This window comes from Nonomuraea glycinis (genome assembly GCF_035920485.1).
In the GTDB taxonomy this organism is placed as follows: domain Bacteria; phylum Actinomycetota; class Actinomycetes; order Streptosporangiales; family Streptosporangiaceae; genus Nonomuraea; species Nonomuraea glycinis.
In genome coordinates this window covers 4118672-4131657 of the sequence record NZ_CP109166.1, presented here as the reverse complement: position 1 = coordinate 4131657, position 12986 = coordinate 4118672, and the positions used below count along the sequence as shown (strand labels likewise).

Genomic DNA, 12986 nt, shown 5'->3' with positions numbered 1-12986 from the left:
AGACCATCGGGGGATGTGTCGCCGCATGGGTAACAACACGAAGCTACGCTGAGACCGTAATGTGGACGAAACTGGTGTCTACTACGGCACTCCTCACCGCGGTCACTCTTGCCGGCCCCCTCACGGGAGCCGCTCTCGCCGCACCGACGCCGCCGCCGGTCGGCGGCGACTCGCTCGGCAGCCGCGGCCTGGTCAAGCCCGCGGGCATCAAGGCGCCGCCGAAGACCAAGGCGACCTCGTACGTGATCGCCGACCACGAGACCGGTCAGGTGCTCGCGGCCAGGAACGCCCACGGGCGCTACCTGCCGGCCAGCACGCTCAAGATGCTGACCGCGCTCACCCTCATCCCCAAGCTCGACAAGGACCTCACGGTCAAGCCGAGCCGTAACGCGGTCAACCAGGAAGGCAGCGCGGTCGGCCTGCGGTCCACGCCGATCTACAAGGTCGACGACCTGTTCAAGGCGCTGATGATGTCCTCGGGCAACGACGCGGCGATGGCACTGGCCGAGGCCAACGGCGGCCTGGACCGGACGATGGCCGACATGAACGCCGAGGCCAAGCGCCTGCAGGCCAACGACACCGTGGCCAAGACGCCCAGCGGGCTGGACAAGCCCGGACAGAGCAGCTCGGCCTACGACCTGGCGCTCATCGCCCGCGCCGGCCTCGCCAACGCCGAATTCCGCCGATATATCAGTACGAAGACCGCGAAGTTCCCGGCGCCGAAGAAGAAGTTCTACGAGATCAGCAACCACAACAAGCTGCTGTGGCGCTACAAGGGCATGATCGGCGTCAAGAACGGCTGGACCTCCAAGGCCCAGGGCGCCTTCGTCGGCGCGGCCACCCGGAACGGCCACACGATCATCGTCGCGATCATGAAGCACACAGGCTACTTCTGGAACGAGGTGCCCGAGCTCCTCGACTGGGGCTTCACCGCCAGGGGCAAGGTCACCCCGGTCGGGCAGCTCGTCGACCCGCTCCCCGTCCAGGCGCCGGTCCAGCAGGCCGCCCCGCTGGCGAGCGCGCCGGCCGTGGCGCCCTCCGGCACGAGCGCCGCCCGGCCGCTGCTCGACCACGCCGCCTCCGAGCAGACCGCCACCAGCCGCACGCTGGGCTCGGCCGTCATCGGCGGCGGGCTGCTGTTCGGGCTGATCTGGCTCGGCTACGGCATCCGCCGCAGGCGCCGCTCACGCCTGTGACGCCTTGGTCGGCCGGACCGCCTCCTGAGGCTGCTCGGGAGCCTGCTGGGGCGCTGACGGGAGCGCCGGCCGGGGTGTCTGCCCGGCCGGCGCCTGGGACGCGTCCCGGCCCGTCTCCTCGGACGCTCCCGGGGTTGAGGAGGGGACGGGTGACGGTGCCGGCGGCGGGGGGAGGCCGGCCGTGGCGGTCCAGGCGGCCACGTAGAGCACCAGCCGGGCAGAGATGTTGATCCAGATCAACAGCCCGACGATCACCGCGAACGCGCCGTACACGGGATTGCTCAGCGTCTGGGCCAGCAGCAGCGACGCGACCTGTTTGAGCGCGCCGAAGCCGACCGCGCCCAGCAGCGCCCCCCTGGCGATCAGCCGGAACGGCCGGGTGGGCCTGGCCACCCAGCCCAGCAGGATCACGAACAGCACCCAGTCCGCGCCCACACTGCCCAGCACCCCCACGAGCCAGGTCGCCGCCGTGACCACCGGCGAGCTGTCGCCGAAGAGGAAGAGCGCGACGTTCCGGGTCGCCTGCGTCGCCAGCCCGCCCACCAGCACCGACACGATCAGCGTCACCCCCAGCATCAGCAGGGAGACGAGGTCGCGTAGCTTGCCGACGAAGAAGTTGAGCGGCGGCGCGGTGGTCATCGAGATCTCCCGCAGCGCCCCGCGCAGCGCGTCCACCGCCCCCAGGCCCGCGTAGAGCAGACCGAGCAGACCGATGATCCCCGCGGTCGCCTTGGCGTTCTCGATGGAGCTCAGGTCGAGCTGGTCGGCCACGCCGGGGAACTGCTCCCGGATCGCCTCCCGCAGAGCCTGCTCCACACTCTCGTCGAACACCAGCAGGTAACCCAGCAGCGCGAAGGCCAGCGCGAGCAGCGGAAAGAACGACAGAAACGCGAAGTACGTGACCGCTCCCGCCAGCCGGTCCCCCGACTGACCCTGATAGCGCTGCACGGTCCTGAGCAGATGATCGAAGAACGGCCTGCGCACCCGCCAGTGCTCCATCAGCCGGCGCCCCCGGCTCTTGGCCACGTCGATCCGCTGGGTCAGGCTCGCCATCACGCTGCCTCTCAGGTCCCCTGTATCGGCAGACCTGCCCCGAGGCGAGCCTTCGTATCCACCGGCGCACTTTTGTACCACGCCCGCCGACGACCCGTCAGACGGCCGCCACCCGCCTCCCCCAACCCCCCGGCCACATCGCGACCCAGTGACCTTCCAGCGAGACCGCTGCTCCGCCAGCCATATGATCTTCGGCAGATTTAAAGTCCCGTGGTCGGCAGATTTAAAGCCGGGCGGGCCTTGGGGGCCCGCCCGGGCAGGGTCAGAGGCTGGGGAGGAAGCCGACGCGGTCCCGGACCTCGGCCATGGTGTGGCGGGCCACCACGCGGGCGCGCTCGGCGCCGATGGCCAGCAGGCGGTCGAGCTCCACCTCGTCGGCCAGGAGCTTCTCGGTGCGCTCGCGGATCGGCGTGAAGGTCTCGACCACGGCCTCCGCCACTTCCTTCTTGAACGTCCCGTAGCCCTGCCCCTCGTAACGGGCGACCAGGTCGGGGATGGCGGTCCCGGTGAGCGCGGACTGGATGCGCAGCAGGTTGGAGATGCCCGGCTTGTTCTCCTCGTCGAAGAGCACCTCGGACCCGGTGTCGGTGACGGCGCGCATGACCTTCTTGCGCAGCGGCCCCGGCTGCTCCAGGACGTCCAGGATGCCCGCGGGGCTGGAGGAGGACTTGGACATCTTCGCCGACGGGTCCTGGAGGTCGGTGATCTTCTCGACCTCCTTGAGGATGTACGGCTCCGGGATCGTGAAGGTGTCGCCGAAGCGGTGGTTGAAGCGCTGGCCGAGGTCGCGGGTGAGCTCCAGGTGCTGCTTCTGGTCGGCGCCCACCGGGACGCTGTTGGCCTGGTAGATCAGGATGTCCGCGGCCTGGAGGATCGGATAGGTGAACAGGCCGACGCTGGCGGCCTGCTCGCCGAACTTGGCGGACTTGTCCTTGAACTGGGTCATCCGGGCGGCCTCCCCCATCCCGGTCTGGCAGATCAGGATCCACGCCAGCTCGGTGTGCTCACGGACGTGCGACTGCACGAAGACCGTGGCGCGTTCGGGGTCGAGCCCGGCGGCGAAGAGCTGCGCGGCGGCCACCCGGCTGCGGCGGCGCAGGGCGGCGGGCTCGGTCGCGACGGTGATCGCGTGCAGGTCCACCACGCAGTAGAAGGCGTCGTGGGTCTCCTGCAACGTGACCCACTGACGAACCGCACCCAGGTAGTTGCCCAGGTGGAAGGAGTCCGCAGTGGGCTGGATGCCGGAGAGTACACGAGGTCTGGCCATAGCAGGCAATTGTGTCAGGAATCCTGTTCAGGAGGCGACTCGATCAGCGCACGGCGTTTCACTCTCACCCGGGCGATACGGCGGCCGTCGAGCTCGGTCACGGTCAGCTCGAAGCCCGGCACCTCGACCTTCTCGTTCAGCTCGGGTACGTGTCCGAGCATGGCCATGACGAAGCCGCCCAGCGTCTCGTAGGGCCCGTCGGGCAGCCGGATGCCGGTTTCGGAGCTGAAGTCGTTGAGGTTCGTCAGGCCGTCGATCTCGATCTCGCCGGCCGGGAGGACCACGGTGTCGTCCTCGATGTCGTACTCATCCCTGATGTCGCCGATGAGCTCCTCGACCAGGTCCTCCATGGTCACGATGCCGGCGGTGCCGCCGTACTCGTCGATGACGATGACCATGTGCTGCCCCTCGGTGCGCATCTCCGACAGGGTCGTGAGCAGCCGTTTGGAGGCGGGCACGAACTTGGCGGGCCTGATCGGCACCAGTTCGCTCAGCGGCTCGGTGCGGCCGGTGAGCACCGGGTCCAGCAGGTCCCTGACGTGTACGAACCCGATGACCTCGTCATAGGACTCGCGGTAGACGGGAAAGCGCGAGTGCGGCAGCCCGGCGGCCAGCACGGCGGCCTCGGCCAGCGGCGTGTCGGCCTCCATGAACTCCACCTCGGTGCGCGGCAGCATGACCTCGCGCAACTGCCGCTTGCCGGCGGCGAACACCTCGGCGATGAGGTTGCGCTCGTCGGTGGTCAGCTCGGCGTGCCCGACGACCATGTCACGCAGTTCCTCGGTGGTCACCTCCTCCCTGTCGGCCTTCGGGTTGCCGCCGAGCAGCCGGACGACGCCGTCGGTCGACTTGGACAGCGCCCAGATGATGGGGCGCGACAGGGCGGCGATGCGGTCCAGGAAGGGGGCGACGAACAGGGACAGCCCCTCGGCCCGCTGCAGGGCCAGGCGTTTGGGCGCCAGCTCGCCGAGCACCAGGGAGAAGTACGAGATCGCCAGCGTCACCAGCACGAGGGCGAGCACGGGGGCGAAGGCGGCGGGCACGCCCCACCCCTCAAGGACGGGAGACAGCTGCATGCCGAGCCGGTCGGCGCCGAAGGCGGCGGAGAGCATGGTGGCGACGGTCACGCCGATCTGCACGGCGGACAGGAAGCGATTGGGATCGCGGGCGAGCTTGGCGACCCGCTCGCCACGGCGGCCCAGGTGGGACAGCTTGCGGACCTGGCTCTCCCGCAGCGAGACCATGGCCATCTCGGCGGCGGCGAAGAACCCTCCCACCAGGATGAACAGTAGAACCAGGGCGATGTTGGCCACGACGGTGTCAAACATGGTGTTTGGCAGCGTACTCGGCGAGTTTCCCGCGTATGCTGAACGCCAAGCCGTACAAAATCAAACATATTCAGACAGGAGTGAACATGAGGCTGCTGGTCACCGGAGGTGCCGGGTACGTCGGCAGCGTCGTCGCCGCCCAACTCATCGAGGCGGGCCACGAGGTGACCGTGCTCGACGACCTGTCCACCGGGCACGCGGACGCGGTGCCGAGCGGGGCGCGGTTCGTCGAGGCCCCGATCACCGACGCGGGCGGCGCGCTCGACGGGGTGGAGGCGGTGCTGCACTTCGCGGCCAAGTCACTGGTCGGTGAGTCGGTGCAGAAGCCGGAGCTCTACTGGGCCAACAACCTCGGCGGGACGCTGGCGCTGCTGGAGGCCATGCGCGAGCGCGACGTGCGCAGGATCGTGTTCTCCTCGACGGCGGCCACGTACGGCGAGCCGGAGCGCTCGCCGATCCAGGAGAGTGCCCCCACCCGGCCGACGAACCCCTACGGCGCCTCCAAGCTGGCCGTGGACACGGCGCTGTCGGCGTACGCGGTGCTGCGCGGCCTGGGCGCGGTCAGCCTGCGCTACTTCAACGTCGCCGGCGCCTACGGCCACTACCGCGAGCGGCACGCCGTGGAGACCCACCTCATCCCCAACGTCCTCAAGGTCGCCACCGGGGAGCGGGAGTCCGTCAGCGTGTTCGGCACCGACTATCCGACGGCCGACGGCACCTGTGTGCGCGATTACGTGCACGTGTCCGACCTGGCGCGGGCCCACCTGCTGGCGCTGGACGCCTGCCAGGAGGGTGAGCACAAGGTCTACAACCTGGGCAACGGAACCGGCTTCTCCGTGCAGGAGGTGATCTCGGTCTGCCGCGAGGTCACCGGGCACGAGATCCCCGCGGTGGTCGGCCCGCGCCGGGCCGGGGACCCGGCGGTGCTGGTCGCCTCGTCGGAGAAAATTCAGCGCGAGCTGGGGTGGAAAGCCGAGCGGACCTCCCTCGGGGACATCGTCTCGGACGCCTGGGATGCGCTTTCCGGCAAATGACTCATACCAGGGCTGAATTTATGCTCTGATACGAAATGTGAGGAACTTTTCACCAAGGGTCACGAAGGTGCTGCTCGGCATCCTCGTCGTGCTCGCCAGCATGACGGTCGCCGCCGGGGTGGTGTTCGCGACACCCGACCCCACCCCTGGCACACCGTCCATCACCCACCCGGCGACTCCCCACCAACCCTGAGACAGGGACAGGGCGGGGAGCACGGCCGGGACGGGCGAAGGTCAGATCAGGCCCAGCTCGCGCACCGCGTCGCGCTCCTCGGTGAGCTCGCGCACGGAGGCGTCGATGCGCTCACGGGAGAACTGGTCGATCTCCAGGCCCTGGATGATCTCGAACTTGCCGCCCGCCGCCCGGACCGGGAACGACGAGATGAGCCCCTCGGGCACGCCGTAGGAGCCGTCGGAGACGATCGCGGCCGAGGTCCACTCCGAGCCGTTGACCCAGTCGTAGACGTGGTCGACGGCCGCGTTGGCGGCCGAGGCGGCGGAGGAGGCGCCACGGGCCTCGATGATGGCGGCGCCGCGCTTGGCCACCGTCGGGATGAACGTGTCACGCAGCCACTCGGTGTCGACCTGCTCGGCCGCGATCTTGCCACCGACCTCGGCGTGGAAGAGGTCGGGATACTGCGTGGCGGAGTGGTTGCCCCAGATCGTCAGGTGCTTGATCTCGGTCACCGGGACCTGCAGCTTGGCCGCGAGCTGCGACAGCGCGCGGTTGTGGTCGAGGCGGGTCATCGCGGTGAAGCGGTCGGCCGGGACGTCCGGCGCGTTCTGCTGGGCGATGAGCGCGTTGGTGTTGGCGGGGTTGCCCACCACCAGGACCTTGATGTCGTCCGCGGCATGGTCGTTGATCGCCTTGCCCTGCGGGCCGAAGATGCCGCCGTTGGCGCCGAGCAGGTCACCGCGCTCCATGCCGGCCTTACGCGGCATGGCGCCCACCAGCAGCGCGACGTTGGCGCCGTTGAAGGCGACGTCCGGGCTGTCGGTGATCTCGATGCCGGACAGCAGCGGGAAGGCACAGTCGTCGAGCTCCATGGCGGTGCCCTCGGCTGCCTTCACCGCCTGCGGGATCTCCAGCAGACTCAGCTTGACCGGGACGTCCCGGCCCAGCAGCTGGCCCGAGGCGATGCGGAACAGCAGCGCGTAGCCGATCTGACCGGCTGCTCCGGTGACGGTCACCTTGACGGGCGTGGCCATGGCCTTCCCCTAACTCGCAGGTAGATTCACTGACTTTCGGATGTTACCTGGTCGTCATTCGCAGGCATTCATCGCGGGCACCTTCGACTCCGGTGTGAAGTCCACCTTGGCGAAATGTTTCTTCATGAGCTGCTTGATGAACCCGGTGCGGTAGAGGTCGGCGATCACGCCGTTGATCGCCTTGCAGGTCTTGACGTCGCCCGTTCTGAGCGCGACGGCGTAGCGCTCGTCGTTCAGCTTGGCGCCGAGCACCTTGTAGCGCTGGTTCTCCCGGCCGGCGAATCCGGCCAGGATGAGGTCGTCGCCCGGCACCGCGTCCACGGCGCCGCTCCTGAGCAGGTCCATGCACTCGGCGTAGTTGCCGGCCGGGACCGGCTCGACCTTCACCCGGTCCTGCACGATGCCGACGGACGGGCTGTTGACGCCGCAGATCTTCTTGCCCTCCAGGTCCTCGATCGAGTCGATGGACCCGGGGCGCACCAGCAGGTCCTGGTGGGCGAGGTAGTAGGGGCCGGCGAACTCGACGTCGTCGTCGTTGACCGAGTAGGTGGCGACCACGAGGTCCACCTTGCCCTCCGCCAGCGCGCCGGCCCTGTCGGCCCTGGACACGGCGACGAAGTCGGTCCGCTTGGCGCCCAGCTCCTCGGCGATCCGCCGGGCGAGGTCGACGTCGAACCCCTCGAAGCGGCCGCCACGGGAGAGCCCGACGCCCGGCAGGTCCCCCTTCACCCCGATCAGGATCTTCCCCGTGCCGGCCACCTTGTCCGCCACGGACGAGCCGGCGGATGGGGGCTGCTCCTCGGTGGCGCCGGACCCGGCCGCCCCGAACAGCTGCCAGCTGTCCCCCAGGACCACCAGCGTCGCGGCCGCGGCCAGCGCCAGCACCGCGACCAGCACCGCCCACCACTTCCCGCGCCCGCGCCGCCGCACGGGCGCGGGACTCACCTGCGGGTACGGCCCACCACCGGCCTGCTGATGCCCGCCCGGGCCCCCCGAGTGCTGGTACGACGCCACATCCCCGGTCTGACCCCCCAGGCGCTGGTACGACGCCACTTCCCCCGTCTGACCGCCCAGACGCTGGTCCCCCGTCGGGCCACCCAGACGCTGGTCCCCCGTCGGGCCACCCAGACGCTGGTCCCCCGTCGGGCCACCCAGACGCTGGTCCCCCGTCGGGCCACCCAGGTGCTGGTACGGCGTCACATCCCCGGTCTGCTGGGGCAGTGAGCCCATGCCCGCGGCCGACTCCCGCCTGGCCCGGTCGGCGAGCGTCGGTGAGACCCGCGAGAACGGCGTGGTGTCGTCGCCGGCCACCTGCGCGCCCTGGTTCAGCACCGCCGTGGAGGCGCCCACGGTCTCGGGCTGGCCGAGCAGCCGCAGCAGGATCTGGTCGGCGGACGGCCGGTCGGCGGGCGACTTGGACAGGGCCGCCCGCACCACCCCGCGCAGCGGCTCCGGCATCATCTCCACGTCCACCTCGTGGTTGAGGATCCGGTTGAGCACGGCGGCGATGGAGCTGCCCTCGAACACGGACGTCCCGGTGGCCGCGAACGTGATCGTCGCCCCCCACGAGAACACGTCCGTGTAGGGCCCGACCTCGTCGCCGGCGATCTGCTCCGGCGCCATGTAGGCGGGCGTCCCGATGGCCCTGCTGGTGATCGTCCCGCTCGAGTCGATGATCCGGGCGATCCCGAAGTCCACCACCCGGGGCCCGTCGGCCGCGATGAGCACGTTGTCGGGCTTGAGGTCGCGGTGCACGATCGAGGCGTGGTGGATCGCGGTCAGCGCGGTGGCCGTGCCGATGGCCAGCCGGTCGAGCACCGTCCCGCGCAGCGGCCCCTCCCGGTCGACGATCTCCCTCAGCGCCGGGCCCTCGATGTACTCGCTGGCGATGTAGGGCGTGTCGCCGTCCAGGTCGGCCTCGATCACGCGGGCCGTGCAGAACGACGCCACCCGCTTGGCGGCCTTCAGCTCCCTGGCGAAACGGGCCCGGGCGCTCAGGTCACCGGTGAATTTCACGTGCAGCAATTTGACGGCCGCCCGCTCGCCCTCTTTGCTGGTGCCCAGGAAGACGATGCCCTGCCCGCCCTCACCGATCCGCCCGGACAGCTCGAACGACCCCAACTGGATGGGATCGCCGGCTACGAGCGGCGAGATCTGCGGCATTCATCTTCCCCACGTGTGCACAAAGCCCGACCAGGCAAACTTTACGACGCCGGACTACTTCACAGAGAACTGTTAACCGTTCGTGACGTCACGGTTTACCGCGCGCCCCTTCAACAATGGTGACGCACATCCCATTTCGCCGCACCAGTGCCTCCAGGAGGCCGCAGGCCATGGACCGTCCGTACGACATCGTGCTTTTCGGCGCCAGCGGGTTCACCGGCGCGCTCACCGCCGCCTATCTCGCCGAATTCGCCGGTCCCGCCGTCACGTGGGCCATGGCAGGCCGTAACCGTACCAAGATGGAGGCACTCGGCATCGACGTTCCGATCATGTACGCGGACGCGGCCGATCCGGCGTCGCTGGCCGAGCTGGCCGCGCGGGCGCGGGTGGTGGTCACGACGGTGGGGCCGTACATCAGGTACGGCGAGCCGCTCGTGGCCGCGTGTGCCGAGGCCGGCACGCACTACCTGGACCTGACGGGGGAGCCGGAGTTCGTCGACCGCATGTACCTCCGGCACCACGCGACGGCCGTCCGCACCGGCGCCAGGCTCGTGCACGCCTGCGGCTTCGACTCCATCCCCTTCGACCTGGGGGTGCTGTTCACGGTCGAGCAGCTGCCGGAGCACGTCCCGCTGACGGTCAGCGGCTTCCTGCGCGTGCACGGGAGCGCGTCGGGGGGCACGTTCCACTCGGCCGTGTCGATCCTCGCCCGGCGGCGGCACGGCTCCGAGGCGGCGGCTCTGCGCCGGACGACCGAGCCGGCGCCGGCCGGGCGCCGGGTCAGCGCCGGGCCGGGCGGCCTGCGGTACGTGGGCGGCTGGGCGCTGCCGATGCCCACTGTCGACCCGCGGATCGTCGGCCACTCGGCCCGCCTGCTCGACCGCTACGGCCCCGACTTCACCTACCGCCAGCACTACGCGGTCAGGCGGCTGCCCACCGCGCTGACCATGGCCGGTGGGGCGGCCGCGCTGGCGGCCCTGGCCCGGATCCCGCCGGCCCGTGACCGGCTGCTGACCCGCCTGCGGCCGGGCGACGGCCCGTCCCCCGAACAGCGCGCCAGGAACTGGTTCAAGGTGACCTTCGTCGGCGAGGGCGGCGGGCGGCGCGTGGTCACGGAGGTGGCGGGCGGCGACCCGGGATACGGCGAGACGGCCAAGATGCTCGCCGAGTCGGCCCTCTGCCTCGCCTTCGACGACGTCCCGGACCGCGCCGGCCAGCTCACCACCGCCGCCGCGCTGGGCCGCCCGCTCATCGACCGGCTCCGGCGCGCCGGCCTCACGTTCACCGTCCGCGACCGCACCCGGCCGTGACCGCGCGGCCCGCGCGGCCCTTCGGCATCCGCTAGTACACCAGCGAGCGGGTCTTGTACGAGGTGCGCAGGAACGGATTCTTGAACTTCGGGTACGCCACGGTCGCCGGGTCCCCGTCCGAGGTGTAGCGCATGTCCGGGTTGGCCTTCAGCCAGTCGAGCCACGCCGTCGAGCAGAACTGCGCGCAGTCGCCCTTCTTGTCCATGGCCCGGATGCGCGGGATGCCCAGCGGGTCGTAGGACTTGCTGAACGGCGAGGACGCGGGCGTGTAGCCGGCCAGGAAGGCGCCCCGGTGCTCGTAGTGGGGACCGCGCAGGGCCCACTCCTTCTTGCTGGGCTGGTTGCCGTACGGCAGCGCGATCGAGACCGGCTTGGTCTGGGACAGCGAGTTGATCGTCTCGGCGATGCTGCCGATCTGCTCCTCGACCTGCTGCTTGCTGCGCCCGCGCAGGTTGTGGTGGTCGCGGGTGTGGTTGCCGATGTCGAAGCCGTTGTCCTTGAGCCAGATCAGTAGCTGAGCCTGCTCCTCCCGCTGGCTCTTGCCGAACATGTCGCGGGTGACGTAGAAGGTGGCGACCGGGCGGAAGCCCGGGTTCTTGGCGGCCACGTCCTGGAGGATCGCGACCGCGGTGTCCTTCTGCGGCGTGCCCGTCTCGTCCATCGTGAGCTGGCTGGGCGAGGAGTCGTCGAAGGTGAGGACGACCGGGTGCTTGCCCGCCGGAATGTCGATCTTGCCGGTGACGAGCTCCGCCGCGGTGATCGGCACGTAGCCGTCCTTGATCAGCCGTTCGAGATCCTCCCGGAACTTCGCGGGCGTGCGGTCGTCGGTGGTGGCCGGTTTGGGAATGATGCGGTGCCACATGAGCACCGGGATCTGTCCCAGCTCGTTGGCCTTGACCTTGGCCGCGGTCGCGACCTTGGCGGCCTTGCTGCGCTGCAGCTTGGCGGCGGCCTCCGCCTTGGTGTCCTTGACCTGGGCCACCGGCTCGGAGCCGCACCCGGACAGGATCGCAGCGACCATGACCACACCCATGCCACTGATGAAAGGCAGTCGCATTCGAACCCCCCGAAACGCGTACGACTGGTTACGGAGAGCTCATACCCAGATGATCAACCGTGCCACGCCAGCGATCACCCAAGAGATGGTGTGGGACCACGAAAAGGGCCGCCCGCAGGCGGCCCTCCACGTGCGACGGCTCAGGCCATCTTCTTCTTGAGGTTCTCGTCGAGCGCGCCCAGGAAGTCCTGGGTGGTCAGCCACTTGGCGTCGCCGCCGACCAGCAGCGCCAGGTCCTTGGTCATCAGGCCGCTCTCGACCGTCTCGACGCAGACCTGCTCCAGCGTGTCGGCGAACGCGGTCACCGCGGGGGTGTTGTCGAGCTTGCCGCGGTGGGCCAGGCCACGGGTCCACGCGAAGATCGAGGCGATCGGGTTCGTGGAAGTGGCGTTGCCCTTCTGGTGCTCGCGGTAGTGGCGGGTCACCGTGCCGTGCGCGGCCTCGGCCTCGACGGTGCGGCCGTCGGGGGTCATCAGCACCGAGGTCATCAGGCCGAGCGAGCCGAAGCCCTGCGCGACGGTGTCGGACTGGACGTCGCCGTCGTAGTTCTTCGCCGCCCAGACGTAGCCGCCCTCCCACTTCATGGCCGCGGCGACCATGTCGTCGATGAGGCGGTGCTCGTAGGTGATGCCGGCGGCGGCGAACTCGTCCTTGAACTCGGTCTCGAAGACCTCGGCGAAGATGTCCTTGAAGCGGCCGTCGTACGCCTTGAGGATGGTGTTCTTCGTCGAGAGGTAGACCGGGTAGTTGCGGTTCAGGCCGTAGCGCAGGGACGCGCGGGCGAAGTCGCGGATGGACTCGTCCAGGTTGTACATGGCCATCGCGATGCCGGGGCCCGGGAAGTCGTACACGTCGAGCTCGACCGGCTGGGAGCCGTCCTTCGGCGTGTAGGTGAGGGTGAGCTTGCCCTCGCCGGGGACCTTCAGGTCGGTGGCGCGATACTGGTCGCCGAAGGCGTGACGGCCGACGACGATCGGCTTGGTCCACCCGGGCACGAGCCTCGGCACGTTGGACATGATGATCGGCTCACGGAAGATGACACCGCCGAGAATGTTGCGGATGGTCCCGTTCGGGGACTTCCACATCTTCTTGAGCCCGAACTCCTCCACCCGCGCCTCGTCCGGGGTGATGGTGGCGCACTTCACACCGACGCCGTACTTCTTGATGGCGTTGGCGGCGTCGATCGTGATCTGGTCGTCCGTGGCGTCGCGCTTCTCGATGCCGAGGTCGTAGTACTTCAGGTCGACGTCGAGGTAGGGAAGGATCAGCTGGTCCTTGATGAACTGCCAGATGATCCGGGTCATCTCGTCGCCGTCAAGCTCGACGACCGAACCCTCCACCTTGATCTTGGGCATGCGAATGGTTCCCC

At 69.4% G+C, this 12986-nt stretch carries 11 protein-coding genes; 4 read left to right on the top strand and 7 right to left on the bottom strand.

Going from position 1 to position 12986, the window contains the following annotated elements; all coding sequences use genetic code 11:
* Window positions 1-74 precede the first annotated feature (74 nt).
* Window positions 75-1196, top strand: a complete 1122-nt coding sequence (locus OHA68_RS19710; RefSeq protein WP_327108929.1) for a D-alanyl-D-alanine carboxypeptidase family protein — start codon at window positions 75-77, stop codon at window positions 1194-1196.
* On the opposite strand, the gene OHA68_RS19705 is transcribed toward OHA68_RS19710, so the two are convergent.
* The 3 genes from OHA68_RS19705 to OHA68_RS19695 all read right to left on the bottom strand — a co-directional run bounded on the left by OHA68_RS19705 (window position 1185) and on the right by OHA68_RS19695 (window position 4844).
* Window positions 1185-2249: a YihY/virulence factor BrkB family protein gene (locus tag OHA68_RS19705; RefSeq protein ID WP_327109527.1), complete on the bottom strand. Its 1065-nt coding sequence runs from the start codon at window positions 2247-2249 to the stop codon at window positions 1185-1187. The two genes, OHA68_RS19710 and OHA68_RS19705, sit on opposite strands and share 12 nt — an antisense overlap.
* Window positions 2250-2511: 262 nt before the next feature.
* On the bottom strand, window positions 2512-3516 hold the full coding sequence (gene trpS, locus OHA68_RS19700; protein WP_189144461.1) for a tryptophan--tRNA ligase: 1005 nt from the start codon (window positions 3514-3516) through the stop codon (window positions 2512-2514).
* 14 nt (window positions 3517-3530) lie between these two features.
* Window positions 3531-4844 (bottom strand): hemolysin family protein, encoded by a 1314-nt coding sequence (locus OHA68_RS19695; RefSeq protein ID WP_327108928.1) that lies wholly within the window; start codon window positions 4842-4844, stop codon window positions 3531-3533.
* 86 nt (window positions 4845-4930) lie between these two features.
* On the opposite strand from OHA68_RS19695, the gene galE reads away from it, so the two are divergent.
* A complete protein-coding gene (gene galE / locus OHA68_RS19690; RefSeq protein WP_327108927.1) occupies window positions 4931-5878 on the top strand; it encodes a UDP-glucose 4-epimerase GalE in 948 nt (315 codons plus the stop codon).
* A 67-nt stretch (window positions 5879-5945) separates the two neighbouring features.
* A complete protein-coding gene (locus OHA68_RS19685) occupies window positions 5946-6071 on the top strand; it encodes a hypothetical protein (RefSeq protein WP_263653277.1) in 126 nt (41 codons plus the stop codon).
* Window positions 6072-6112: 41 nt separating this feature from the next.
* Here OHA68_RS19685 and OHA68_RS19680 read toward each other — a convergent pair whose 3' ends face one another.
* Both OHA68_RS19680 and OHA68_RS19675 read right to left on the bottom strand, forming a co-directional pair.
* The gene (locus OHA68_RS19680; RefSeq protein WP_327108926.1) at window positions 6113-7087 is read right to left on the bottom strand and encodes a malate dehydrogenase; all 975 of its coding nucleotides are present in this window, start codon (window positions 7085-7087) and stop codon (window positions 6113-6115) included.
* A gap of 54 nt (window positions 7088-7141) precedes the next feature.
* Window positions 7142-9250, bottom strand: coding sequence for a serine/threonine-protein kinase (locus OHA68_RS19675; RefSeq protein WP_327108925.1), 2109 nt, complete (start codon window positions 9248-9250; stop codon window positions 7142-7144).
* A gap of 170 nt (window positions 9251-9420) precedes the next feature.
* Between OHA68_RS19675 and OHA68_RS19670 the strand changes: the two genes are divergently transcribed.
* Window positions 9421-10560, top strand: coding sequence for a saccharopine dehydrogenase family protein (locus OHA68_RS19670; RefSeq protein ID WP_327108924.1), 1140 nt, complete (start codon window positions 9421-9423; stop codon window positions 10558-10560).
* 31 nt (window positions 10561-10591) lie between these two features.
* On the opposite strand, the gene OHA68_RS19665 is transcribed toward OHA68_RS19670, so the two are convergent.
* Together OHA68_RS19665 and OHA68_RS19660 are read right to left on the bottom strand one after the other, a co-directional pair.
* Entirely contained in the window at window positions 10592-11581 is a 990-nt protein-coding gene (locus OHA68_RS19665) for a polysaccharide deacetylase family protein (protein ID WP_327108923.1), read from the bottom strand.
* 176 nt (window positions 11582-11757) lie between these two features.
* Window positions 11758-12972: an NADP-dependent isocitrate dehydrogenase gene (locus OHA68_RS19660; protein WP_327108922.1), complete on the bottom strand. Its 1215-nt coding sequence runs from the start codon at window positions 12970-12972 to the stop codon at window positions 11758-11760.
* Between the last annotated feature and the right edge of the window lie 14 nt (window positions 12973-12986).